Origin of the sequence: Pseudomonas sp. PS02288 (assembly GCF_029959715.1) — a bacterium.
GTDB classification, from domain to species: domain Bacteria; phylum Pseudomonadota; class Gammaproteobacteria; order Pseudomonadales; family Pseudomonadaceae; genus Pseudomonas_O; species Pseudomonas_O kuykendallii.
In genome coordinates this window covers 1-24,299 of record NZ_JASCPA010000065.1, presented here as the reverse complement: position 1 = coordinate 24,299, position 24,299 = coordinate 1, and the positions used below count along the sequence as shown (strand labels likewise).

General features: G+C 68.0%; 23 protein-coding genes. 17 read left to right on the top strand and 6 right to left on the bottom strand.

Translation table 11 applies throughout. The features are described from left to right. From QMX85_RS20370 to QMX85_RS20360, 3 genes are all read right to left on the bottom strand, one after another. A partial coding sequence (locus tag QMX85_RS20370) for an ABC transporter ATP-binding protein (protein ID WP_282343968.1) occupies positions 1–781 on the bottom strand: 781 nt, incomplete at its 3' end. Continuing rightward, a complete protein-coding gene (locus QMX85_RS20365; protein ID WP_282343969.1) occupies positions 778–1,746 on the bottom strand; it encodes a YVTN family beta-propeller repeat protein in 969 nt (322 codons plus the stop codon). The genes QMX85_RS20365 and QMX85_RS20370, both read right to left, overlap by 4 nt. Before the next feature lie 26 nt (positions 1,747–1,772). After that, positions 1,773–2,984, bottom strand: a complete 1,212-nt coding sequence (locus QMX85_RS20360) for an ABC transporter substrate-binding protein (protein ID WP_282343966.1) — start codon at positions 2,982–2,984, stop codon at positions 1,773–1,775. A 154-nt stretch (positions 2,985–3,138) separates the two neighbouring features. On the opposite strand from QMX85_RS20360, the gene QMX85_RS20355 reads away from it, so the two are divergent. From QMX85_RS20355 to QMX85_RS20345, 3 genes are all read left to right on the top strand, one after another. Next, a complete protein-coding gene (locus QMX85_RS20355; protein ID WP_282343964.1) occupies positions 3,139–3,576 on the top strand; it encodes a copper-binding protein in 438 nt (145 codons plus the stop codon). 9 nt (positions 3,577–3,585) lie between these two features. Then, positions 3,586–4,842, top strand: coding sequence for a HAMP domain-containing sensor histidine kinase (locus tag QMX85_RS20350; protein ID WP_282343962.1), 1,257 nt, complete (start codon positions 3,586–3,588; stop codon positions 4,840–4,842). A 104-nt stretch (positions 4,843–4,946) separates the two neighbouring features. Then, the gene (locus tag QMX85_RS20345) at positions 4,947–5,588 is read left to right on the top strand and encodes a response regulator transcription factor (protein ID WP_273234992.1); all 642 of its coding nucleotides are present in this window, start codon (positions 4,947–4,949) and stop codon (positions 5,586–5,588) included. Between the two features lie 18 nt (positions 5,589–5,606). Here QMX85_RS20345 and QMX85_RS20340 read toward each other — a convergent pair whose 3' ends face one another. The 3 genes from QMX85_RS20340 to exaA all read right to left on the bottom strand — a co-directional run bounded on the left by QMX85_RS20340 (position 5,607) and on the right by exaA (position 9,747). Further along, positions 5,607–6,923 carry a PAS domain-containing methyl-accepting chemotaxis protein gene (locus QMX85_RS20340; RefSeq protein WP_282343960.1) on the bottom strand — a complete coding sequence of 439 codons (1,317 nt, stop codon included), beginning with the start codon at positions 6,921–6,923 and terminating at the stop codon, positions 5,607–5,609. A 201-nt stretch (positions 6,924–7,124) separates the two neighbouring features. Next, the gene (locus QMX85_RS20335; RefSeq protein WP_282343959.1) at positions 7,125–7,772 is read right to left on the bottom strand and encodes a pentapeptide repeat-containing protein; all 648 of its coding nucleotides are present in this window, start codon (positions 7,770–7,772) and stop codon (positions 7,125–7,127) included. A gap of 118 nt (positions 7,773–7,890) precedes the next feature. Next, positions 7,891–9,747: a quinoprotein ethanol dehydrogenase gene (gene exaA / locus QMX85_RS20330; RefSeq protein ID WP_282343957.1), complete on the bottom strand. Its 1,857-nt coding sequence runs from the start codon at positions 9,745–9,747 to the stop codon at positions 7,891–7,893. Positions 9,748–10,056: 309 nt separating this feature from the next. On the opposite strand from exaA, the gene pedF reads away from it, so the two are divergent. The 14 genes from pedF to QMX85_RS20260 form a co-directional block, all read left to right on the top strand. After that, positions 10,057–10,494, top strand: a complete 438-nt coding sequence (pedF, locus tag QMX85_RS20325) for a cytochrome c-550 PedF (protein WP_282343955.1) — start codon at positions 10,057–10,059, stop codon at positions 10,492–10,494. Positions 10,495–10,499: 5 nt separating this feature from the next. Further along, on the top strand, positions 10,500–11,378 hold the full coding sequence (locus QMX85_RS20320; RefSeq protein ID WP_090231661.1) for an ABC transporter substrate-binding protein: 879 nt from the start codon (positions 10,500–10,502) through the stop codon (positions 11,376–11,378). Positions 11,379–11,662: 284 nt separating this feature from the next. Continuing rightward, the gene (locus QMX85_RS20315) at positions 11,663–12,409 is read left to right on the top strand and encodes a quinoprotein dehydrogenase-associated SoxYZ-like carrier (RefSeq protein ID WP_282343954.1); all 747 of its coding nucleotides are present in this window, start codon (positions 11,663–11,665) and stop codon (positions 12,407–12,409) included. Positions 12,410–12,492: 83 nt separating this feature from the next. After that, positions 12,493–12,810, top strand: coding sequence for an EthD family reductase (locus QMX85_RS20310; protein WP_273235008.1), 318 nt, complete (start codon positions 12,493–12,495; stop codon positions 12,808–12,810). A gap of 12 nt (positions 12,811–12,822) precedes the next feature. Next, positions 12,823–13,776: a quinoprotein relay system zinc metallohydrolase 1 gene (locus QMX85_RS20305; RefSeq protein WP_282343952.1), complete on the top strand. Its 954-nt coding sequence runs from the start codon at positions 12,823–12,825 to the stop codon at positions 13,774–13,776. 329 nt (positions 13,777–14,105) lie between these two features. Then, on the top strand, positions 14,106–15,167 hold the full coding sequence (locus QMX85_RS20300; RefSeq protein WP_282343950.1) for an ABC transporter substrate-binding protein: 1,062 nt from the start codon (positions 14,106–14,108) through the stop codon (positions 15,165–15,167). A gap of 18 nt (positions 15,168–15,185) precedes the next feature. Next, entirely contained in the window at positions 15,186–16,085 is a 900-nt protein-coding gene (locus tag QMX85_RS20295; RefSeq protein ID WP_282343949.1) for an ABC transporter permease, read from the top strand. 2 nt (positions 16,086–16,087) lie between these two features. Beyond that, on the top strand, positions 16,088–16,882 hold the full coding sequence (locus tag QMX85_RS20290) for an ABC transporter ATP-binding protein (RefSeq protein ID WP_282343947.1): 795 nt from the start codon (positions 16,088–16,090) through the stop codon (positions 16,880–16,882). 110 nt (positions 16,883–16,992) lie between these two features. Beyond that, entirely contained in the window at positions 16,993–18,510 is a 1,518-nt protein-coding gene (locus QMX85_RS20285) for an amidohydrolase family protein (RefSeq protein ID WP_282343945.1), read from the top strand. Between the two features lie 9 nt (positions 18,511–18,519). Then, on the top strand, positions 18,520–19,257 hold the full coding sequence (locus tag QMX85_RS20280) for an aspartate/glutamate racemase family protein (RefSeq protein WP_282343943.1): 738 nt from the start codon (positions 18,520–18,522) through the stop codon (positions 19,255–19,257). Between the two features lie 164 nt (positions 19,258–19,421). Further along, positions 19,422–21,200 (top strand): PQQ-dependent methanol/ethanol family dehydrogenase, encoded by a 1,779-nt coding sequence (locus QMX85_RS20275; RefSeq protein WP_090231653.1) that lies wholly within the window; start codon positions 19,422–19,424, stop codon positions 21,198–21,200. A gap of 425 nt (positions 21,201–21,625) precedes the next feature. Then, a complete protein-coding gene (locus tag QMX85_RS20270) occupies positions 21,626–22,909 on the top strand; it encodes an NAD(P)/FAD-dependent oxidoreductase (protein WP_282343939.1) in 1,284 nt (427 codons plus the stop codon). After that, the gene (locus QMX85_RS20265; RefSeq protein ID WP_282343938.1) at positions 22,906–23,625 is read left to right on the top strand and encodes a thiosulfate oxidation carrier protein SoxY; all 720 of its coding nucleotides are present in this window, start codon (positions 22,906–22,908) and stop codon (positions 23,623–23,625) included. The genes QMX85_RS20270 and QMX85_RS20265 overlap by 4 nt, the downstream gene beginning before the upstream one ends. A gap of 172 nt (positions 23,626–23,797) precedes the next feature. Next, the coding region (locus tag QMX85_RS20260) for an aldehyde dehydrogenase family protein (protein ID WP_282343937.1) at positions 23,798–24,299 on the top strand (502 nt) is incomplete at its 3' end.

Here is a 24,299-nt window from a genome sequence, read left to right as displayed (position 1 = left end):
CCTTTGCGGCCTTGTCGGGGGCGCGGGGCGAACCCGCGCCAGCCGCGGTGGCCGGGGGGCGCCCGGCGCACCCTACGGTCAGCTCGCGAAACGCTTCGGCCAATCCGCTTTCCCCGGCAATTTCACGGGCGCTGCCATGGGTTACAAGCTGCCCCTGATGCAGCACCAGCAGGTCGTCATCGGCCTCCACTTCATCGAGCAGGTGGGTGGTCCAGAGCACGCTCAGGCCCTGCTCGCGGCACAGCGCGCGGACGTGCCGGTTGAGCGCCAGGCGGCTGGCCGGATCGAGCCCGGCGCTGGCCTCGTCGAGCAGCAGCAGGCGCGGCCGGTGGAGCAGGGCGCGGGCGATCTCGACGCGCCGCCGGTGCCCGCCGTTGAGTGAGCGCACGGGGTCGCGGCGGCGCTCGCCCAGGTTCTGCCGGGCCAGCTCCTCTTCGATCCTCGCGGCCGCCAGTTGCCGCGGCATGCCGTGCAGCGCGGCGTGGTAGCGCAGGTTCTGCTCTACGGAGAGGTCGAGGTCCAGCGTGCTTTGCTGGAACACCACGCCGAGCTGGCGCAGCGCCAGGCGCGGCTGCTTGCGCAGCGAATGCCCGGCGACGCGGATGTCGCCCTGCTGCAGGTCGTAGAGGCGGCTGAGCAGGGCGATCAGGGTCGACTTGCCGGCGCCGTTGGGGCCGAGCAGGGCGCAGAAGTGCCCGGCCGGAACGCTGAAGCCGACGCCGTCCAGCGCGCGCCGGGCGCCATAGGAAAAACCGACATCCTCGACCTCCAGCGCGCTCATGGCGTCACCACCACGCCCCACGGATAGCGGCCGACCTTGATCGACTTGGTCACCTTGAGCGCCTTCACGTCGATCACCGAGACGTCGCCGCTGATGCCGTTGGTGGCCAGCAGCAGGCTCTCGTCGGCATTGAACGCCATATGCCAGACGCGCCGGCCGACCAGCAGGTAATCGAGCACCTCGAAGGTCTTGGCATCCACCACCGCCACATGGTTGGCCGGGCCGAGGGCGACGAAGGCGTACTTGCCGTCGCGGGTCAGCTTGACGCCCACCGGCTGCACCTTGTCCGGGTGCACGCCCTTGATCTCGAAGCGCAGGGTCTTAAGGATCTTGCGCGTGGCCACGTCGACCACGCTGACGGTGCCGCCGATTTCCGCCGAGGCCCACAGCTGGCTGCCGTCGTGGTTGAACTCGACGTGGCGCGGGCGCTGGTCGACCAGGGTGTTGTCCACCAGGGTCTGGGTGGCGGTGTCGATCCAGTGCAGCATGTTGGTGGTTTCGCTGGTGTTGATCGCCCACTTGCCGTCCGGGCTGACCGCCATGCCCTCGGGTTCGACGCCGACGTCGATCTGCGCCAGCACCTGGCTGCTCTGGGTGTCGACCACCGTGACCAGCGCGTCGTCCTCGTTGGAGATGTACAGCCAGCGGTCGTTGGGATGCAGGGCGAACTGCTCGGGGTCGGCGCCGGAAGGCAGGTCCTTGATGATCTGCCGGGTCGCCAGGTCCATCACCTGCACGCTGTCCGAATCGCTGGCGCAGATGTACAGCAGCGTGTTGTCGCGCGACAGCGCCAGCCCGCGCGGGCGTTTGCCCACCGGCAGGGTGGCGGTGACCGTGAGGCTGTCCAGGTCGATCACGCTGAGGTTGTTGTCCTTCTCGTTGGATACGTAGGCGGTGGCGGCGAAAGCGCCGCCGGTGGCGAGCAGCAGGCTGCCGGCGAGGGTGGCGGTGAGCAGGCGGGGCATGGTCGATTCCTTGTTCTTGTGAAGGCTCATGGCGTGCGTTCGGCCAGCGTGCAGCGGCTTTCCGGGGCGTCGAAGCCGAGGCTGTCGAGTTCGCTGAACGGGTGCAGGAAACCGTCCTGCGGCGAGGTGCTGACCAGCGCGCGCGGCTGCACCAGCGGGATCGGCTGGCGCAGCTGGCCGTCCCACGGGCGGAAGCTCAGCTTGCGCCCCTTGAAGCCGTCCAGCGGCAGGTCCGGCGACAGTTGCAGGGTGCGGATCGCCGTGGCGTCGGCGTTGCCCAGGCGGGTGACCGCGCTGGCGATCGCGCGCACGCCGATCCAGGCGGCGAAGTCGCGGTCGTTCATCCAGCGCCCGGCGAGCGCCTCGAAACGCTTCTGCAACTGCGCCGCGCCGTAGGTTTCCACGGTCTTGTGCCAGCCGGTCGCGACCAGGCCCTGGGTGCCGGCCACCGGGCGCGGGTACCAGGTGTTGTAGGGCAGGTATTCGCCGAAGTCGCCGTGCTCGTCGGCCACCAGCACCACGTCGTACTCGGCGGCCTGGGTGAACAGCGGCATGTCGGCCTGGGCGCTGCGGCGCTGGTCGTTGTCGAAGGTCCACGGCTTCTCGGCGACGAGGGTCACGCCGAAGCGTTTCGCCGAGCGCCGCAGCGCGGCGGCGTAGGCCTTGTCGTCGTCGCGCGCGCCGACGATCAGCAGCGCGCGCTTCCACTGGCGCACGACGAGGAATTGCAGCAGCGCATCGGCGAGCATCGCCCGCTCCGGCAGGGTGTGCAGCACGTTGGGCAGGCAGGCGTCGGTACGCAGTGCATCGTCGGCGCTGCCGGCGTTGAACAGCAGGCTGTCCGGCAATTGCGCGGCGAGCTGGGTGAGCAGCGGCGCCGGCGCGTTGACCACGAACAGGCGCAGGCCGTCGGCGTGCTGGGCCTGCGCGGCGGCCAGCAGTTCCTCCGGGGTTTCCACGCTGGCGGTGGTCAGTTCGTAACGCTGGTTAAGAAAGCGCCCGGTGCTGTTGCTGTCGATGATCGCCAGCTCGGCGCCGCGCAGGCCGGCGTCCCGCGGTTCGCCGATCACGTTGGACAGCAGCGGCCCCGGGTCGGGCGTGTAGCCGAGGTAGCCTATGCGTACCTGCAGGCCCTCCGGTACTGCGGGCGTTTCGGCGGCGAGCGGCGTGTGGCTCGCCAGCGCGGCGGCGAATACACCGAGCAGGCAGGCCAGCAGAGAGGGCGCGAGCGGGCGCATGGGCGACTCCTGTTCTTGTGCCGCCAGCATAGGAAGCGCCCGGCGCCCGCGAAATATGCAGAAAGTACCAGTGCGGCAGTACCAAGGTAGTAAGTGGGCCGGGCGCGCGCCGGCCTAGCATGGAGCGACAACAACAAAGACTGCCGAGGTTCCCATGCGCGTGTTCAAAGCCCTGCTGCTTCCCCTGCTGCTGTTCGTCAGCCTGATCGGCCTGGACAAGGTCCACGCGGCGGGCGACCTGACCCGCAAGACCACCGCGCTGCCGGACCTGCTGCTCGGCTCGGAGGCCAGCGACTACGCGATGTCGCAGAGTGAGTACCGGCTGGAAACCGGCAAGGCCTACCAGCTCAAGATCATCGCCAGCGGGCAGAAGGAATACGCCTTCCAGGCGCCGGAGTTCGCCACCTCGATCTTCCTGCGCAAGGTCGAGGCCGGCGGTGTCGAGATCAAGGCGGTGACCCTCACCGAACTGGAGTTCGAGGAAGCCGGCGAGGCGGAAATCTTCTTCGTGCCGATCAAGCCGGGGCGCTACCGCTACTACGCCAAGGGCCTCGAGGCCAAGGGCATGCAAGGCACCTTCGTGGTCGAGTAGGGCGCGCCGATGTCCGCTCTGGGGCGAATCAACCTGCTGGTGGTGGCGTTCTTCTGCCTGGTCGCCGCGGTCTCCAGCCTGGTGCTGCTGCGCCAGGCCAGCCACGACGTGCAGCGCGAGCTGGACGCCGCCCAGGCGGTGGTCGAATACCTGCGCGAGGCGGCGCAACGCGATCCTGCGACCCTCGAATCCGAACTCACCCGCAGTCTGCGCCACGTGCGCGTGCACTGGCTGGACGGCGCCACGGCGGCGGACGCCGGCGACGGCCTGGATGCCTGGCTCGGTGCCTGGCTGTACCCGCCGTCGCGCACCTTCGCCGAGCCGCTGCGGCTGGACGACGGCCGCCAGGTGCTGATCAGCGTCGATCCGCGCGACGAGATCGACGAAGTCGAGGACTCGCTGCTGCAACTGCTGGCGCTGTTCGGCCTGGCCCTGGCGCTGAGCCTGCTGGCGATCCGCTGGGCGGTGCGCCGCGGGCTGCGCGTGCTCGACGAACTGCTCGCCGGCTTGAGCCGGGTCGCGCGCGGCGAGCTGCAGGTGCGCCTGCCCGCGCATTCGCTGCCCGAGGCGCAGCGCATCGCCGGGCACTTCAACGGCATGGTCGCGACGCTGGAAGCCGCGCAGCGCGACAACGCCGAGCTGACCCGCGCGCTGCTCGCTTTGCAGGAGCACGAGCGTAAGCAACTGGCGCTGGCCCTGCACGACGACCTTGGCCAGTACCTCGCCGGCATCCGCGCGCAGTTGCTGCTGCTGCGTTCTCTGATCGGTCCGTCGCCGCTGCTGGCGGAAACCGCTCGCGGCCTGGAGGACAACTGCCAGCGGATGCAGGAGAGCTTCCGTGCGCTGGTGCGCGATCTCTATCCGGTGGCGCTGGAGCGGCTGCAACTGGGCGAAGCGATCCAGCTGCTCGCCGAGCAGTGGCAGGGCGCCCAGGGCATCGCCTGCGAACTGCGCATGGGCGAGCGCCTTCCCGAACTGGATGCGGCCGGGCAGGCGCACCTGTATCGCCTGTTGCAAGAGGCGCTGACCAACGTCGCCCGGCATTCCGGCGCCGAACGCGTGCGTGTGCGCCTGCATCGGCGCGGTGCGCGGCTCTGCCTGCTGGTGGCCGACGATGGCGAGGGCGCCGCGCTGCCGCCGCGTCCGGGTATCGGGCTGCGCTCGATGCTCGAACGCGCGCGCTGTCTGGGCGGCGAGTTGCGCCTGCGCACGCGGCCCGGGTGCGGCTGGCTGCTGCGCCTGAGCATTCCGCTGGAGGCCGCATGAAGCGGCTCGGTGCGCATGGCGCACCCTACGGTGTTCGGCAATACGTAGGGTGCGCCGCGCGCACCGCCATTCACTCAACCGCGACACGCACCCGGGAGGCCTGAATGAAGATTCTGCTGGTCGACGACCACGCGGTAGTGCGCCAGGGCTATGCCAGCCTGCTGCGCGCCTTGCTGCCCGAGGTCACGGTGAGCGAGGCGGCGAGTGGGGAACAGGCGCTGCAGCAGGTGCTGGCGGATATCCCCAACCTGGTGATCATGGACGTCAGCCTGCCGGGCATCAGCGGCCTGGAGACCACGCGCCGCCTGCGCCAGCGCCTGCCGCAGCTGCGTGTGCTGTTCTTCAGCATGCACGACGAACTGCCGCTGGTGCGGCAGGCGCTGGACGCCGGCGCGGCGGGCTACATCACCAAGAATTCGGCGCCGGAGGTGCTGCTCGAAGCGGTGCGTCGCATCCTCGCCGGGCATGCCTACATCGAACAGCCGCTGGCGACCCAGCTGGCCTGCCACCCGTCGCAGGGCGCGACGGACGATCCGCGCCTGCAGAACATGACCCAGCGCGAATTCGAGATTTTCAGCATGCTCGCGCGTGGCATGCCGGCGCGGCAGATCGCCGAGCACCTGTGCATCAGCGGCAAGACCGTGTCGAACTACCTGACCCTGCTGAAGAACAAGCTGCAGGTGAGTTCGCAGGTGGAGATCGTGCACCTGGCGATCGACACCGGCGTGATCCGGGTCGGCGCCTAGGGACGATGGCGGAAGGCGTCAGCCCTTGAGCTGATTGGCGAACTGGCCGACCGCGTTGACCACCCGCTGCGCGCCGTCCTGGATCTCGACGATCACCGCGCCGGCCTCGTTGGCCAGTTCCAGGCCCTGTTCGGCCTGCTGGCGGCTGCTGGACATGCTGTCCACGGCGGTCTGCGCCAAGTGCTGGTTCTTCTGCACCACTTCGATGATTTCCTCGGCGGCCTGGCTGGTGCGTGCCGCCAGCTGGCGCACCTCGTCGGCGACCACCGCGAAGCCGCGCCCCTGTTCGCCGGCCCGCGCCGCCTCGATGGCCGCGTTGAGCGCCAGCAGGTTGGTCTGCCCGGCGATGCCGCTGATGGTCTTGATGATCGAACTGATCAGCAGCGACTGCTTGTCCAGCGCCTCGATGCCTTCGGAGGCGCTCTGCATCTGCTGGGCGATCTGGTGCATCACGTCCACCGTCTGGCGTACCACCGCCGCGCCTTTCTGCGCGGTGAGATCGGTCTGTTGCGAGGTACCGAAGGCGATGGTGGCGGCCTCGGCGACCGCCTGCTCCTGGAGCACCTGGTCGGTTACCACGGTGGCGAACTTGACCACCTTGTAGAGCCGCTCGTGGGCGTCGTGTACCGGGTTGTAGGTGGCCTCCAGCCAGACCGGGCGGCCGTAGGCGTCGATGCGCTTGAAGCGGGTGGCGACGAATTCGCCGTGGTTGAGCTTGGCCCAGAAATCACGGTAACCCTGCGAGTTGTACTCCTCCGGCTCGCAGAACATCCGGTGGTGCTTGCCCTTGATCTGTTCCAGGCGATAGCCCATCGCGTCGAGGAAGCGGTCGTTGGCGGTGATGACCTCGCCATCGAGGTTGAACTCGATGACTGCGGTGGAGCGCAGCAGCGCCTTGATCAGCCCTTCGTTTTCCTTCGAGGTTTCGATGGTGCGGGTCAGGTCGTTGGCGCACAGGGTGAAGCGTTGCAGCTCGCCCGCGCTGTTGCGCACCGGCTGCATGATCCAGCGCAACCAGGCTTCCTGGCCGTTGCCTCGCAGCAGACGGTGCGCGCCGCTGATGTGCTCGCCGTCGCGCAGCGCGGCTTGCAGCCTCTGGTAGTTGGGCTCGCGGCGGAAGGACGGCGGGATGAATTCGTCCAGCGGATGGCCGATCAGGGCGTCGGCGCGGTAGAGCATTGCCTCAAGGAAGTTGTCGTTCACCCATTGGATGTTGCCCTTGGTATCCAGCTTGAGAACCAGCATCTCCTGGTAAAGCGACTGCTTGATCTGCTGCGTGGCTGCCAGTTCTTCCTGCAGTTCGGCCAGTTGTCGCTTTAGATGCGTGTTGAACATGCTGGGTACCCGTCGACGAATTTTTTTTATGCGCTGGGCAGCTCTTCGGCTTGGCGCATTCTTTCTGAAGCCCTCTTGGATGAATTTAGACGGTCGGCCGGAGAATGCCCGGCGCGGGAGGCTTCCGGGCTGGGTGTTCGGACCAACGCGCTGCGCGGCATGCGCGGGCCCACCGGCGAGCGCCGTCGATGCCGCCGGGCGTCACTTTTCCCAATCCAGCGGGCAGCCGGTGCAACCTTCCATGTTCACGCCCTGGAACGAGGCGTAATGCCGGCGGGCGCCGGTGAGGGTGGCGTTTTCCAGGTTGGCGTCGCCGAACTTGGCTTCCTGCAGGTTGGCGTCGTCCAGGCGTGCGCCCTTGAGGTCGGCGCGGCTGAGCCAGGTCATCTCCAGGTCGGCGGCGGTGAGGTTGGCGTCGTGCAGGCGCGCGCCGGAGAGGCGGGCGAACTCCAGGTAGGCGCCAGTGAGGTTGGCGCCCTTGAACTGCGCGCCCTGGGCGAACATTCCCCAGGCCTGGACGGCGAGCATGCGGGCGTCGCTGAGGTCGGCCACACGCAGGTTGGCCTGTTGCAGGCTGGCGCGACTGAGGTTGGCGCCCATCAGCCTGGCCTTTTCCAGGTTGGCCAGGTCGAGGTTGGCGTGACGCAGGTCGGCGCCGGAGAGATCGGCGCCGGCGAGGTTGATCTTGTGCAGGTCGAGGTTGCTCAGGTCGGCCTTGCGCAGGTCGGCGCCGGGGCATTGGCTTTGCGCTTCGAGGCGGCAGCCGTTGATCACCGGCACGCCGTCATCGGCTTCGTCGGCGTGGGCTAGGGGCAGGCTCAGGGCTAGCAGCAACGGCAGGTAATTCATGGCGGTATTCCCGTAGGGTGCGCCTTGCGCACCGTGGAATTCGATTGGCGAGTGGTGCGCGCGGCGCACCCTACGTCAGGCGGGAAGGCGCACCCGGACACGGGTGCACCACGTTCACTCAGCGACTGGCGGTCTTGTTATCCCAGCTCGGCAGCTTGAACACCCAGAAGGAGCCGCCCTGGGCCACCGGCTTGGTCAGCTCGGCCATGTCGCCGCCCCACAGCGGCACCGCGCCGCCGTAGCCGACGGTCACGCCGATGTACTGCTCGCCGTCCTGGTCCCAGGTGATCGGCGGGGAGACGATTCCCGAGCCGGTCTGGAATTTCCACAGCTCCTTGCCGCTCTTCGCATCGAAGGCCTTGAGGAAGCCGTCGCCGGTACCGGTGAACACCAGGTTGCCCTTGGTCGCCAGCACGCCGGCCCACAGGGGCAGGTGCTCGTTGTGTTCCCACACCACCTTGCCGGTGGTCGGGTCCATGGCGCGCAGGCTGCCGACGTGATCGTCGTACATGCGCTTGATGCGGAAGCCCATGCCCAGGTACGCCGAGCCCTTCTTGTAGCTGACCTCCTCGGTCCAGTAGTCCTCTTTCCAGTTGTTCGCCGGCACGTAGAACAGGCCGGTGTCCTGGCTGTAGGCCATCGGGTTCCAGTTCTTGCCGCCGAGGAAGGGCGGCGAGACTTCCACCGCCTTACCGTGCTTCTCGCCCGGCTCGGGCAGCGGCGGGCGCTGGCCTTCGTTCTCCACCGGGCGACCGGTCTTGAGGTCGATGTGGCTGGCCCAGGTGATGTTGTCGACGAACGGGAAGGCGTTCTGCAGCTTGCCGTTGGTGCGGTCCACGACGTAGAAGAAGCCGTTGCGGTCGGCGTGGGCGGTGGCTTTCACCGTCTTGCCGTCCTTGCCCTTGTAGTCGAACAGCACCAGTTCGTTGTTGCCGGAGAAGTCCCAGGCATCGTTCGGGGTGTGCTGGTAGAACCACTTCACCTCGCCGGTGCTCGGGTCCACGCCCACCTGGCCGGAGGTGTACAGGCTGTCGTAGTCGTGCGGGTTGCCGCCTTTGGACGTGCGCGCCCAGGTGTTCCATGGGCCGGGGTTGCCGGCGCCGACGATGATGGTGTTGGTTTCGGCATCGAAGCTGGCGCTCTGCCAGGGGGCGCCGCCGCCGTGGCTCCAAGCCTCGACCTTGCCGGTCGGCGAATTCTTGTCGTCCGGCCAGGACGGCGCCTTCACGTCGCCGGTCGGCGTGCTGTCCTTGCCGTTGAGGCGGCCCATATGACCCTCGACGAAGGGCCGCATCCAGACTTCCTCGCCGGTGTCGGGGTCACGGGCATACAGCTGGCCGACCACGCCGAACTCATCCCCGGAGCTGCCGTGGATCAGCAGGGTCTTGTCGGTCACCTTGTCCTTGATGAGGGTGGGCGCGCCGGTCATGGTGTAGCCCGCCGTGTGATCGCCGAACTTCTTGTTCCACACCACCTTGCCGGTGTCCTTGTTCAATGCCACCAGGCGTCCGTCGAGGGTGCCGAAGTAGATCTTGTCACCGTAGAGGGCGGCGCCGCGGTTGACCACGTCGCAGCACGGGCGGATGTCGCTGGGCAGGCGGTGGTTGTAGACCCACAGGCGCTTGCCGGTCTTCGCGTCGAGGGCGAACACGCGGGAATAGGAGGCGGTGACGTAGATCACCCCGTCGCGGACGATGGCCTGGGACTCCTGGCCGCGCTGCTTCTCGTCGCCGAAGGAGTAGGACCAGGCCGGCGTCAGCTTGAACACGTTCTGGTCGTTCACCTGGGCCAGCGGGCTCCAGCGCTGGGCATTGGTGCCCATGCCGTACTGGAGCACATCGTTGGTGGTGGTGTGGTCGTTGGCGATGTCTTCCCAGGTCACGTTGCCGGCGAAGGCAGTGCCCGCGGCAGCGAAGCCGCCGGCGAGGATCAGGCCCCGGATGGCCAGGGCGAGAGGTTGCGTTCTTGTTGTCATGGTTGCGGTTCCCGTGGTCGATGAGGACCAGTGCGCCGGTGGCGTTCTGGCGCATTGATAGTGGAAGCCGCAGTTGCTGCGGGATACGGAAAAGCTCCCGCGATCGCAGGGAAAACTTCCCAGTCCGGGGATGACTTCGACTTGCTGCCAACGCCCCCCTCCAGGCATTCGCGCGGCCCGCTACCAAGGGAGTAGAACGCAGCCACCAAAGCAGCATTCGGCGCTTCCGGGCGCCTCCTTACCATTCCTCTCACTGCGCTCGCCCCGCCGAGCGATTGCCTTGCACAGCATCTCGAAGAGGATGGAAGTATGAATAACAAGACAACCTTGCGTGGCCTGATCCTGGCAGCCGGAGTCGGCCTCGCCGGCCTGGCCTTCGCCCATGGCGACGTGGTGCCGCAAGCGGTGAACACCGATGGACTGGAGCCGCTGGGCAAGGAATGGCGCGACGAAAACCCCTATCGTCCGCCTTACGCCAACAACGCCCTCGCCGTGGAGATCGGTTCGTCCGCCTACAATCAGAACTGCGCGCGCTGCCATGGCCTGGAAGCCAAGTCCGGCGGCATCGCGCCCGACCTGCGCCTGCTCGAACCCGGCATTGAGGGTGACGAGTGGTTCAAGGAGCGGGTGATCAACGGCGCGGTGCGCGACGGCGCCGTCTACATGCCGCGAATGGCCGACTTCATCAGCCAGGAAGGCCTCTGGGCGATCCGCAGCTACCTGGAAAGCGTCCACGTCGAAGAGTGATCGCCATGCGACTGCTGCTCCTGCTCTGCTGGCTGCTGTGCCTGCCGATGGCGCAGGCGCAGGTGCGCCCGTTCGACGACATCCTCGCCTCCGGCGTGCTCAAGGTCGCCGTCTACGAGAACTTCCCGCCGTACAGCTTCCAGCAGGACGGCCAGCCCCGTGGGGTCGATGTCGACCTCGCCGGGCGCCTCGCCGAGGGCCTCGGGTTGAAGCTCGAACTGCTCTGGGTGACGCCCGGCGAAAAGCTCGACGACGACCTGCGCAACTTCATCTGGAAGGGCCACTACCTGCGTCCCGGCGTGCTCGCCGACCTGATGCTGCGGGTGCCCTACGACCGCGAGTTCGCCAACCGGCGCAACGATGTCGGCGAGCTGGCCAACGAGCAGGTGGTGATGTTCGGTCCCTACCAGCGCGAACGCTGGCAGGTGGTGCACGACACCCGCCGGTTGCCCGAGGTGGACACCGTCGCGGTGTTTCGCGAGCACCGCATCGGCGTCGAACTGGACAGCGTGCCGTCCTTCTACCTGAGCTCGGTGCTCAATGGCCAGTTGCGCGCGAAGACCGAGCATTATCCGAGCACGGCCGCCGCCTTTACGGCGATGCGCGAGGGCAAGGTGGATGCGGTGATGGCCCTGCGCGGCGAGCTGGACTGGCTGCAGCACGGCGCCGCCGACCCGCAGCTGCGCAACGCCGACAACGCCTACCCGAACCTCGGCCAGCCGGCCTGGGACATCGGCATGGCGGTGCACGAAAGCAACCGCCAGCTGGCCAACGCAGTGGACGGCCAGCTGGAAGAACTGATCGAAAGCGGCGCGCTGGAAAAGCTCTATGCGGGCTATGGCCTGCGCTACGAACTGCCCGGGTTGTATCAGGACGTTCAGTAAGGCCGGTGCGCATGGCGCACCCTACGTTCCCCCGTAGGGTGCGCCGCGCGCACCGTGAAGACGCCGCCGGAGCAATCGATCGAAAGCGGCGGGCTGGAAAAGCGCTATGCCGGCTATGGTCTGCGTTATGAGCTGCCCGGGTTGTATCAGGACGTTCAGGGAGATTGGTGCGCACGCGCCCGACGCCCGGTCGCAACTGACGTAGGGTGCGCTATGCGCACCGAAGCGGCTGAATGCGTATGCATCGCCGGACTTTTCATTCGCGAATGCTCCACGGGAGGACCATGCAACGACGATCCGTACTGCTGGGCCTGCTCGGTCTGCCGCTGCTGGCGTGTGCGGTGGAGGGCGATCCGCTGCCTTCGGTGATGTGGGATTACCACCACCAGCGCCTGCTCAACAACGAGCCCTTCGTCTTCGATGAGCGGGTCAAGGTCAGCGTGCCGCCGTTCGCCGAGGATTCGCGCCAGGTGCCGGTGGAGATCGACGCCCGCGCGCTGCCGGGCCGTTTCAGCCGCATGCTGCTGTGGGCAGAGCTGAACCCCATCCCGCGGGTGTTCAGCCTGCGGGCGAGCGCCGAGCTGGTGCCGCTGCTGGCGATCCGCATCCGTGTCGAGCAGGCCACGCCGATCCGCGCGGCCCTGCTCGGCGACGACGGCGTGTGGCACGTCGGCTCGGCGTGGATCGATGCGGCCGGCGGTGGCTGCACCGCGCCCAGCGTGGTGCGCGCCCAGCCCGGTTGGGAAGAGCGCCTCGGCCAGGTGCTCGGGCGTAGCTTCGCGCGGCGCGACAACAACCGCCTGCGGGTGCAGATCTCGCACCCGATGGACAACGGCCTGGTCGGCGGCATCCCCGAGTTCTACCTGGACCGTGCCGAACTGCGCAGCACCACGGGCGAGGTGCTGGCGAGTTTCGAGCTGTTCCCGGCGATCAGCGAGAACCCAACCCTGACCATGGAGGTGCGCGGCCATCCGCATACCCTGCTGTGGCTGCACGACAACAACGGCAACGAGTTCGAGGCCGGTCTGTAGACTGGACGGCGAGCGCGCGCCACGCCTTGCGTAGGGTGCGCCGCGCGCACCACACCCGCACAACAACAGGAAGGAAACTTTCCATGATCAAGATCAGCGTGCTCTACCCGAACCAGCCCGGCGTGAAATTCGACATCGATTACTACTGCGACACCCACATGGCGATCGTCCGCGAATGCCTGGGCGATGCCTGCAAGGGCATCGGCGCCGAACTCGGCCTGGCCGGTGGCGCGCCGGGCAGTGCGGCGCCCTATGTCGCCGCCGGGCACCTGCTGTTCGACAGCGTCGAGGCGTTCCAGAGCGCCTTCGCCCCGCACGCCGAACGGATCCTCGGCGATCTGGCGAACTTCACCAACGTGGAGCCGCTGATGCAGATCGCCGAGGTGCGCCTGGCACCCTGAGTCGAGGTGAAGATGCGCCAGCTCCTGCTGCTGGCCGCGCTGCTGTTCGGCGGCGCGGCGCAGGCCGACTTCGACTATCACCTGCAGCCACGGCAGATCGCCGAGGGCACCTGGCTGCTGGAGGGCAGCACCGACAATTTCGCCAGGGAAAACGGCGGCGACATCGTCAACACCGGGTTCATCGAGACCGACGACGGCGTGGTGGTGATCGACAGCGGCCCGTCGCGGCGCTATGGCGAGGCGCTGCGCAAGGTGATCGGCGAGACCACCGGCAAGCCGGTCAAGCTGCTCCTGCTCACTCATCATCACCCGGACCACGTCCTCGGCAACCAGGCCTTCGCCGACGTGCCGATCGCCGCGCTGGCCGGCACCCGGCGCCTGCTCGAAGAGCAGGGCGACGACCTGGCGGAGAACATGTACCGGCTGGTCGGCGACTGGATGCGCGGCACCGAGGTGGTGCTGCCGACGCAGACGCTGGAGGCCGGCACGCTGGATATCGGCGGCCACCGTCTGCGCCTGCTGGCCCTGAGCGGGCACACCGGCGCGGACCTGGCGATCCTCGACGAGAAGACCGGCGTGCTGTTCGCCGGCGACATCGTCTTCTACCAGCGCGCGCTGACCACGCCGGGCACGCCGGGGCTGGAGGTCTGGCTGGGCGACCTGGATACCCTGCAGCGGCTGCCATGGACACTCATCGTGCCGGGCCACGGCCCGGTCGCCCGCGACGCCGCGCCGTTCGACCAGATGCGCGACTACCTCGGCTGGCTCGACGCGCTGATGCGCAAGGGTACGGAGGAGGGCGCCGACATGAACGAGCTGATCCGCGCGCCGATTCCGCCCCGTTTCGCCGCCATCAGCCTGTCGCGCTACGAGCTGGTACGCAGCGTCAGCCACCTCTACCCACGTTACGAGCAGCGCGGGCTGAGCAAGGTGAGCATCGAGCCCGGCGAGCCGCACGCGCGGTAGTGCGCGCGTTTGGTGCGTGAGCACCGAGGTGGCGCTTGCAGGGCGCCGCACGTGCATCCGTTCGCTGCCGCCGATGCGCCGCCAGGGCTTGCACGTCGCGGGCCCTGGCGATGCTCGTGGTAGCTGGCATCAAACCTGCTTTGAACACCGCAAGCGCAGGTGTCGGGTCCCCGATGCCTCTCCGGTTGGCGTGCCGTATGAATTGCTTGTGGTAGCGAGCGGTTTGTCGGCAATCAACGCACGCCGTTTCAGATTTCCGATTCCGATCGCTGCACAAGCTCCTTTTATATGACTGACTCTTCGAGTCGAAACATGTAAGGAGTTCGATCATGTGCGAACGCGACGGCGGCGCCTTCCAGGCGCTCAACCACACGCTCGACCGGCGCCAGTTCCTCAAGTCCCTGTCCATCGCCGCAGCCGCCACCGGTGCGCTGGTGGTGATGCCGATGGGAATGGCGGCCGCGTTGGGCAAACAGACTTCGGTCAAGGCGACCCACGGCGCCGGCTTGTGCAACCTGGGGATTTTCATCGCCAAGGAGCGTCAGCTCGGCGCGCAGGACGGCGTCGAACTGGAGTTCGTCGTGACGCCGACCAACACCGACATCGTTACCCTGTTCGGCATCGGCGCGGTGGACGTGTCGATGATCCCCTACTCGAATTTCCTTTCCCTGTACCACGCCGGGGCGCCGGTGAAGATCGTCGCCGGCGGCGGCGTCAACGGCTGCATGATCGTCGCCGGCGAGGGTATTTCTTCGGCGCAGGACATGCGCGGCAAGACGCTGGGAACCTTCCAGGCCGACACCCTGGAAGTGCTGCCCTTCGACTGGCTCAAGCGCGCCGGGATGAGCTTCAAGGATGTCGACGTGCGCTACTTCAACACCTCGCCCGAAATGGCCCAGGCCTTCCTCTCGGGGTCGGTGGACGCGATCTGCGCGGTGGAACCCTACGCCAGCCAGTGCGTGCAGTCGCGGGCCGGCGCGCGGATTCTCTCCGACGGCACCGACCTCTACGGGGTGTACTACGCCGACTGCCTGCTGGCGGTGCGCAACGCGATGCTCAGCGAGCAGCGCCCGGTGGTGAAGGCGGTGATCAAGGCGCTGCTGGTCGCCCAGGGCCAGATCGAGAGCGACCTGCCGGGCGCCCTCAAGCAGACCGTTGGCAGCTACTACAAGACCACGCTCGGGGCCGCCACCCTGGCGGCCAAACGGCAGCCGGTGATGGTGGATCAGCGTTCGCTGGCGGATTTCATCCTTGCCCGGGGCCAGTCGATGTACGAGATGGGCTACCTGAAGACGCTGCCCACGGCGGATATCTTCGACTGGACGCCGCTGGAAGAAGTGATCGCCGAGAACGCCGCCCTTTACCAGGGCCTGGCGCTGAAGACCGCATGATCGGCAGGAGTCGCACGCATGATTGGCGTCGCTAAAACGACCCGTAGCGCGCAGGCAGGGCTGGCCCCTGCGCGCTCGATGATGATTCGCGCAAAGCTCGGAAGGGTGCTTGGCACGCTGTTCTGGTGGGTGCTCTCGGTCGGCCTGTTCGCCGGCTTCTGGGAGTTCGCCTGGTGGATGGGGTGGGCCGATCCCTTGCTGATGCCGCCGCCGCACCTGTTCCTCGGCAGCTGGAGCGATCAACTGAAGTTCTTCGACCTGCGCAACACCATCGGCGGCAGCGGCGATGGCGGAAGCTGGCTGGCGGTGCTGAAAGTGGCGGGCTGGACCTCGTTCCGGGTCCTGGCGGGGCTGCTCGCCGGCTTCTTCCTGAGCCTGACGGTGGGCATCCTGATCCGCTACTACCGGCTGTTCGGCAACCTGACCCTGCCGCTGGTATCGCTGCTGGCGCCGATCTCCCCGGTGGCCTGGCTGCCGGTGGCGGTGTTCCTCTTCGGCATCGGCGACAAGCCAGCGATCTTCATGGTCTTCGTCTCGGTGTTCTTCATCATGACCATCGCCACGCTGGCGCAGATCGACGACGTTCCCAAGAGCTTCGTGCATGCCGCGCGCACCCTCGGGGCGTCGCGCCGGCAGATTTTCCTGCGGGTGATTTTGCCGGCCATCCTGCCGGGCCTGTTCGTCACCCTGCGGGTCAATCTGTTCGCCGCCTGGATGGTGGTGCTGATCGCCGAGGCGGCCGGGGTCGGCAGCGGCCTCGGCCAGATCGTGATGATGGCGCGCAATACCTTCAACGCCAGCCTGGTGTTCTTCACGATGAGTGTGATCGGCGTCTGCGGGCTGCTGTTCGACTGGACGCTCAGGCGCATCCAGGAACAGGTGCTCTGGTGGATCGACGACAACGGTACGAGGAAATGACGATGACGCTCCCTGCCATCGAATGTCGCAATCTCAACAAGATCTGGAACGCGCAGAGCCATGCGCCGTTGCAGACGCTGGAAGACGTCTCCTTCTGCGTGGGTCGTGGCGAGCTGAACGTGCTGCTGGGCCCCAGCGGCTGCGGCAAGAGCACCTTGCTGTACCTGATCGCCGGGCTCGACGAACCGAGCAGCGGCCAGCTCCTGTGCGACGGCGAACCCTTGCGCGGCCCTTCGCCGGAGCGCGGGATGATCTTCCAGGAAGCGGCGCTATACCCCTGGCTGAACATCCTCGACAACGTCGGTTTCGGCCTCAGCCTGCAGGGCATCGGCAAGGCGACGCGCAATGCCAAGGCGATGGAGCTGCTGGAGGCCGTCGGCCTGCAGCCGTTCTGGGACAAGAAGCCCAGCGAACTGTCCGGCGGCATGCGCCAGCGCGCCGCGATGGCCCGCGCGCTGTGCATGAACCCCAAGGTGCTGATGATGGACGAGCCGTTCGCCGCGCTCGATATCCAGACGCGCAGCAAGATGCAGGACTACCTGATCGCGCTGTGGCAGCGCAGCCAGGCGTCGATCCTGCTGGTCACCCACTCCATCGAGGAGGCGATCGGCCTGGCGGACAACATCCTCGTCTTCACCTCGCGGCCCGGGCGCATCAAGACGCAGATCAAGGTCGAGCTGCCAAGGCCGCGGAATCCCCGCGATCCGGCGTTTCACCAACTGCAGGACCATCTCGCGGACCTGATGGCCGACGAGGTCAACCGCGCCTTCGCCGAGCAGGAATCGGTGCACTTCTAGCCGGGCCTGCGTCCGCACACCGTCGGGGCGGGAGCCTGCCCCCGCGGCGGCGGACGGACGCTGGCGAGCGGATGCGGCGCCGTCGCCCGAATTCACCTCCAGAGGTTTTCATGTCAGAACATACCGTCCTCATCCAGGGCGCCCGTTTGCTGTGCCTGGACGATGCAGGCAATCAGTACGAGCAGGCCGACATCCTCGTCCGTGGAACGCGCATCGAGGCCATCGGCGCGGATCTGCGCGCACAGGCGCCGGCCGATGCGCAGGTCATCGACGCCCGCGGCCTGCTGGCGATGCCCGGATTGATCAACGCGCACTTCCATTCGCCGGGCAACTTCATGCGCGGGCAATTGCCGGGGCTGCCGCTGGAGCTGTTCATGCTCTACGAGGTGCCGCCGCTGGTCGACAGCGCCGAGGCCGACCACTGGGTCTACCTGCGCACGCTGGTCGCCGCGCTGGAGATGCTCGAACTCGGCATCACCGCGGTACACGACGACGCCTATCACGTGCCGGTCGCCAGCCGCGGCAGCATCGATGCGGTGATGCGCGCCTACCGCGACGCCGGCATCCGCGCCAGCGTCGCGATCGATCAGCCGAACGTCGTCGAGTACGAGAAGTTTCCCTTCCTCGAAGCGCTGCTGCCGGCCGCGGTGCGCGAGGAAATGCGCGAGGCGCCGCTGCAGAGCAGCGAGGAGCTGCTGGCGCTCTACGACTATTTGCTGCAGCGCTGGCACGGCGCCGAAGACGGACGCCTGGGCGCCGCGGTGTCCTGCTCGGCGCCGCAGCGGGTGACGGCGGACTACCTGCAGGCACTCGGCGCGCTGAGCCGCCGGCACGGCCTGCCGTTCAACATCCACGTGCTGGAAACCAAGTTGCAGCGGGTGCTGGGCGAGGAGAAGTACGGCAAGTCGCTGGTGCGCTATCTGGCGGACCAGAACATCCTCGATCCGCTCTGCCAGATCATCCATGCGATATGGACCGACGACGCCGACATCTCGCTGCTCGCCGCCGCCGGCTGCGTGGTGGCGCACAACCCGGTGTGCAACCTGCGCCTGGGCAGCGGCGTGATGCCGTTCCGCAAGCTGCGCGACGCCGGTGTGCCGATCGCCCTGGGCAGCGACGAGCTCTGCACCGACGACAGCGTGAACCTGTGGTTCGTCGGCAAGACCGCCGCACTGCTGCACACGCTCGGCTCGCCGGACTACCGCCAGTGGCCGACCGCCGACGAAGTGCTTCACAGCCTGACCCGGGGTGGCGCGCGCGCACTCAACCGCACCGCGGAGCTCGGCCAGCTGGCGCCCGGCTGCCTGGCCGACATCATCCTGCTGGACATGGACAGCTGGAGCTTCACCCCGCTCAACGACCTGGCCCGGCAACTGGTGTACAGCGAGGATGGCCGTTCGCTGCGCTACACGCTGGTCAACGGCAGGCTGGTCTACGCCAACGGCGCGTTCCAGGGCATCGATGCCGGCGACGTGCGCCGCCAGGTCCGCGAGCTGACCGAGTCGATCCGCCGACAGTATCACGCCTGCGATGCCAGCGCCGAGCGCCTGAAGCCCTATTACGACGCCATGTACCAGCAGGCCCAGGCGCGTGACGTCGGCTTCAGCCGCTACCTGGGCGAGGGTTGAGCAATGGGCATGACGATCCAGTTGATCAACCCCAACACCACGGCGGCGATGACCGAGCGGCTGGTGCTCGGCGCGCAGGCGCGGGTACGTGCCGATACCCGCCTCCTGGGGATCACCAACAGCGCCGGGCCGGCGTCCATCGAGGGCCATTACGACGAGGCGATGAGCGTGCCCGGCGTGCTGAGGGCGGTGGGCGAGGGCGACGCCCTCGGCGTGGACGGCCACGTCATCGCCTGCTTCGGCGACCCCGGCCTGCTCGCCGCGCGGGAGATCGCCCGGCAGCCGGTGATCGGCATCGCCGAGGCAGCCATGCACGTCGCCACCTGGCTGGCCACCGGGTTCAGCGTCGTCACCACCCTGGAGCGCACCTGCGTCATCGCGCGGCACCTGGTCGAGCGCTATGGCTTTCGCGACCAGTGCCGCGGCATCCATGCGCTGGAGATCGCCGTGCTCGACCTCGAGGCCGACCCCGAGGCGCTCTACCGGGCGCTGCGCGGCGCCTGCGTGGACGCCCTGCGCACGGACGGCTCGGGCGCCATCGTGCTGGGCTGCGCCGGCATGGCGGCGCTGGCCGAGTCGCTGCAGGAGGACCTCGGCGTGCCGGTGATCGACGGGGTTGGCGCGGCGTTGAACATCGTCGAGCTGCTCGGCGCGCTCAACCTGCGCACCAGCAAGCGCGGCGACCTGGCGTACCCCCTGGCGAAACCCTACGTCGGCCTGCGCGACTTCCTGCCGGAGCGGCGCTGAGCGCGGCCGCGGGCGGGAATGCGCCTTCGGGGCGGTATTGCTACCAAGGAACTACCTATCTCCGCCGTGCTGCCAATTGTTGGCGAAGCGGTGCGAACCAAGAATTCGCGGCAGTACCGGGAAAATTTCCCGACGACAAAAACCAGCCCGCAGAGGTAGCCGCAATGAACCCCACCGGTTTCACCCAGCCTTTCGTCCGCACGGCGCTGTTCGCCGCCATCACCTTCGCCAGCCTGTCGGCCCTGGCCGGCGTCACCGACCAGGACATCAGCGATAGCGGCAAGCGCACCGACCAGATCGTGGTCAACGGCCTCAACCAGCAGGGCCAGCGCTACAGCACGCTGGACACGCTGAATACGGATAACGTCAAGGAGCTGCGGCCGGTGTGGGCGCTGTCGTTCGGCGGCGAGAAGCAGCGCGGCCAGCAGGCGCAGCCGATGATCAAGGACGGCGTGATGTACGTCACCGCCTCCTACTCGCGGGTGTTCGCCGCCGACGCGCGCACCGGCAAGAAGCTCTGGCAGTATGACGCACGCCTGCCCGACGGCATCATGCCGTGCTGCGACGTGATCAACCGCGGCGTGGCGCTGTACGGTGACCTGGTGATCTTCGGCACCCTCGACGCCAAGCTGGTCGCGCTGAACAAGGACACCGGCAAGGTGGTGTGGAAGAAGACCGTGGCCGACTACAAGGCGGGCTACTCGATCTCCGCGGCGCCGCTGGTGGCCAAGGGCAAGCTGATCACCGGCGTGGCCGGCGGCGAGTTCGGCGTGGTCGGCAAGATCGAAGCCTACGACCCGAGCAATGGCGAACTGCTCTGGACACGTCCCACCGTCGAAGGCCACATGGGCTACGTCTACAAGGACGGCAAGCCGGTGGAGAACGGTATTTCCGGCGGCGAAGCCGGCAAGACCTGGCCCGGCGACCTGTGGAAGACCGGCGGCGCGGCGCCCTGGCTGGGCGGCTTCTACGACCCGACCACCGACTCGCTGTTCTTCGGCACCGGCAACCCGTCGCCGTGGAACTCGCACCTGCGCCCCGGCGACAACCTGTTCTCCTCCTCGCGGCTGGCGCTGAACCCGGAGGACGGCTCGATCAAGTGGCACTTCCAGACCACGCCGCACGACGGCTGGGACTATGACGGCGTCAACGAACTGGTGTCGTTCGACTACCAGGACGGCGGCAAGACCATCAAGGCCGCCGCTACCGCCGACCGCAACGGCTTCTTCTACGTGCTCGATCGCACCAACGGCAAGTTCATCCGCGGCTTCCCCTTCGTCGACAAGGTCACCTGGGCCAAGGGCCTGGACAAGGACGGCCGTCCGATCTACGACGACGCCCACCGTCCGGGCGCACCGGGTGACGCGAAGAAGGGCACCTCGGTGTTCGTCGCGCCGTCCTTCCTCGGCGGCAAGAACTGGATGCCGATGGCCTACAGCCAGGACACCGGTCTGTTCTACGTGCCGTCCAACGAGTGGGGCATGGACATGTGGAACGAAGGCGTCGCCTACAAGAAGGGCGCGGCCTACCTCGGCGCCGGCTTCACCATCAAGCCGCTGAACGAGGACTACATCGGCGTGCTGCGCGCCATCGATCCGAAGACCGGCAAGGAAGTCTGGCGCTACAAGAACTACGCGCCGCTGTGGGGCGGGGTGCTGGCGACCAAGGGCAACCTGGTGTTCACCGGCAACCCGGAAGGCTTCCTGATGGCCTTCGATGCCAAGACCGGCAAGAAACTCTACGAGTTCAACACCGGCTCGGGCGTGATCGCCTCGCCCGTCACCTGGGAAATGGACGGCGAGCAGTACGTCACCGTGGTCTCCGGCTGGGGCGGCGCGGTGCCGCTGTGGGGCGGTGAGGTGGCCAAGCGCATCAAGGACCTCGACCAGGGCGGGATGATCTGGACCTTCAAGCTGCCGAAGGACCTGGTCGCCAAGCACTGACCGAAAGCGACACGAGAAAGGCCGGCATTCGCCGGCCTTTTTCATTCTGCTTCCGGTGCGCATGGCGCACCCTACGGTCTCCTCTTCCCAGTAGGGTGCGCCGCGCGCACCGTTCCATTCCCGAATGCCGAGGGGGCGCCACGCCCGCCGATGTCGCGACGTTCGCGGTGCGCATGGCGCACCCTACGCGCGTCAGGCCTTCGCCGGTGCCAACCGTAGGGTGCGCCGCGCGCACCGTTGCGTTCCCGGATGCCGAGGGGGCGCCACGCCCGGCGATGTGCGATGTCCGCGGTGCGCACGGCGCACCCTACGGCTCATCCTGCTGCGAAAGTCGCAGGCCACTGCCACCAAGGGCGCATGGCGCGGCGCGGGATGGCTGCGCATCGTAGGCTGCGCCGCGTCGTTACGGCGCTGGAGAGGTGCCCATGTTCCACCCATCGCTGAGTCGTCGGCGGGCGCTCGCCGCCCTGGCCGCATTGCCCTGGCTGTCTTCCATGGCGCGCGCCGAGGTCGCCGGCGCACGGGTGGTCGTGGTCGGCGGTGGCTTCGCCGGCGCGACCGCGGCGCGCCATCTGAAACAGGCGGCGCCGGAGCTGGAGGTGCTGCTGCTCGAACCCAAGACGAGCTTCCACACCTGTCCGTTCAGCAACTACGTGATCGCCGGGCTGCGTGGCATCGGCGAGATCGAGCATTCCTACCGGCGGCTGGTGCGCGACTGCCGGGTCAACCACCTGCGCGTTGAAGTCCAGGCCATCGATGCGCCGGCGCGCCGCCTGCGCCTGGTCGACGGCCGCGAGCTGAGCTATGACCGCCTGCTGCTGGCGCCGGGCATCGACATGCGCTGGAACGCCGTCGAAGGCTACGACCGCGCGGCCGCCGAGCATGCACCGCACGCCTGGCAGGCCGGTGCGCAGACGAGCCTGCTGCGCCGCCAGTTGCAGGCCATGGACGACGGCGGCCTGGTGCTGATCAGCGTGCCGGACAATCCCTATCGATGCCCGCCGGGGCCTTACGAGCGCGCCAGCCTGATCGCCGACTACCTGGCGAAACACAAGCCGCGCTCCAAGCTGCTGATCCTCGATGGCAAGGACGGCTTCTCCAAGCAGGCGCTGTTCCAGGCCGGCTGGAAACAGCTCTACGGCGAGCGCATCGAATGGGTCGGGCGCGCCGCCGATGGCCGGGTGATGCGCATCGACGCCGCGCGGCGCGAGGTGCGTACCGAGTTCGGCAGCCTGCACCGCGCCGCGGTGATCAACCTGATCCCGCCGCAGCGCGCCGGCGCGTTGGCCGAGCGCAGCGGCCTGACCGACGCCAGCGGCTGGGTGCCGGTCGACCCGCGCAGCTTCCAGGCGCGCGGCGATCCGTTCGTCTACGTGGTCGGCGACGCCGCCATCGCCGCGCCGATGCCCAAGTCCGCCTACTGCGCCAACGCCCAGGCGAAGGTCGCCGTCGCCGCACTGCTGGCCGATCTCGCCGGCCAGCCGACGCCCGAGGCCTACTGGCAGAACACCTGCTACAGCGCGCTGGCGCCGGGCAATGCGGTGTCCATCGGCGCGCGCTACCAGGTCGCCGACGGGCATATCGCCGAGGTGCCGGGGAGCCAGACGCTGAGCCCGTTGCAGGCACCACCCGGCCTGCGTGCCCGCGAGGCGCAGGAGTCGCTGGCCTGGTACAACGCCATCTGCGCGGACGCCTGGGGCAGGGCGTGAGGGCCTGGCTGGGGCTGCTCGTCTGCCTCGCGCTGCCGGTGCAGGCGAACGAGGCGGAGGCGCTGCTGGCGGCGTTTCTCGGTGATCGGCCGCTGCGCAGCGAGGGCCTGGAGGTGACGGTGGCGCAGGGCGTCGAGGACGGCGCCTTCGTGCCCGTCGACCTGCAACTGCACGGCGCCAAGGCGCCGCTGGAGCTGCTGATCCTGCGCGGCGGCGAGGACGATCCGCGCGTCGCCCGCGTGCGCGTGACGCGCTGGCAGGAGCCGCTGCGCCTGAGCACGCGGGTGCGCCTGCCGGCCAGCCAGGCGCTGATCATCGCCGCGCGCGATGGCGACGGGCGCCGCTGGCTGTGGCGCCGCGAGGTGAGCGTCTATGCCAGCAGTTGCGCACAGGCGCCGAATGGCGATCCGCTGGCCGGGCTCGGCGAGTTCAGGGTATGGGGCGAGCGCGGCGACGCACTGGAGCTGCGCGCGCTGCTGCGTCATCCGATGGAAACCGGGCGCCGGCCGGGGCCTGACGGACAGATGCTGGCGCGCCGGCTGCTGCGCGAATTCCGCCTCACCGACGACGTCGGCGAGCTGCTGGTGCTGCAGCCGTTCGAGGGACTGGCGGCGAATCCGCTCGTGCGCATCGTGCTGCCGGCGCGCGACGCTGCGTTGCGGCTGCGCTGGGAGGAGGCCGATGGCACCTTCTATCGCGACGTCTGGCCGCGCTAGAACGGCCCAGTGGTGCGCGCGGCGCACCCTACGGTCAGCGACGGCCCTACTACCAAATGAGGACGTCATCCTGTGCCTTCGACGCATTTCGGGCGAGGGCGGCGGCTCTCTACCATCGGTCCATCACCTGACCCATGCCTGCGGTCAGGCACAGACAAGAGAGGCTTTCCAGATGATCTACGCCCAGCCCAACGCCGCCGGCTCCGTCCTCACCCTCAAACCGCGCTACGGCAACTACATCGGTGGCGAGTTCGTGCCGCCGGTGGACGGCCAGTACTTCACCAACACCTCGCCGGTGAACGGCTCGGTGATCGGCGAGTTTCCGCGCTCCTCGGCCGCCGACATCGACAAGGCGCTGGACGCCGCGCACGCCGCCGCGGATGCCTGGGGCAAGACCTCGGTGCAGGACCGTTCGCTGATCCTGCTGAAGATCGCCGACCGCATCGAAGCCAACCTCGAGCTGCTCGCCGTCGCCGAAACCTGGGACAACGGCAAGGCCGTGCGCGAGACGCTGAACGCCGACGTGCCGCTGTCCGCCGACCACTTCCGCTACTACGCCGGCTGCATCCGCGCCCAGGAAGGCAGCGCCGCGGAGATCAACGAGCACACCGCGGCCTACCACTTCCACGAGCCGCTGGGCGTGGTCGGGCAGATCATCCCGTGGAACTTCCCGC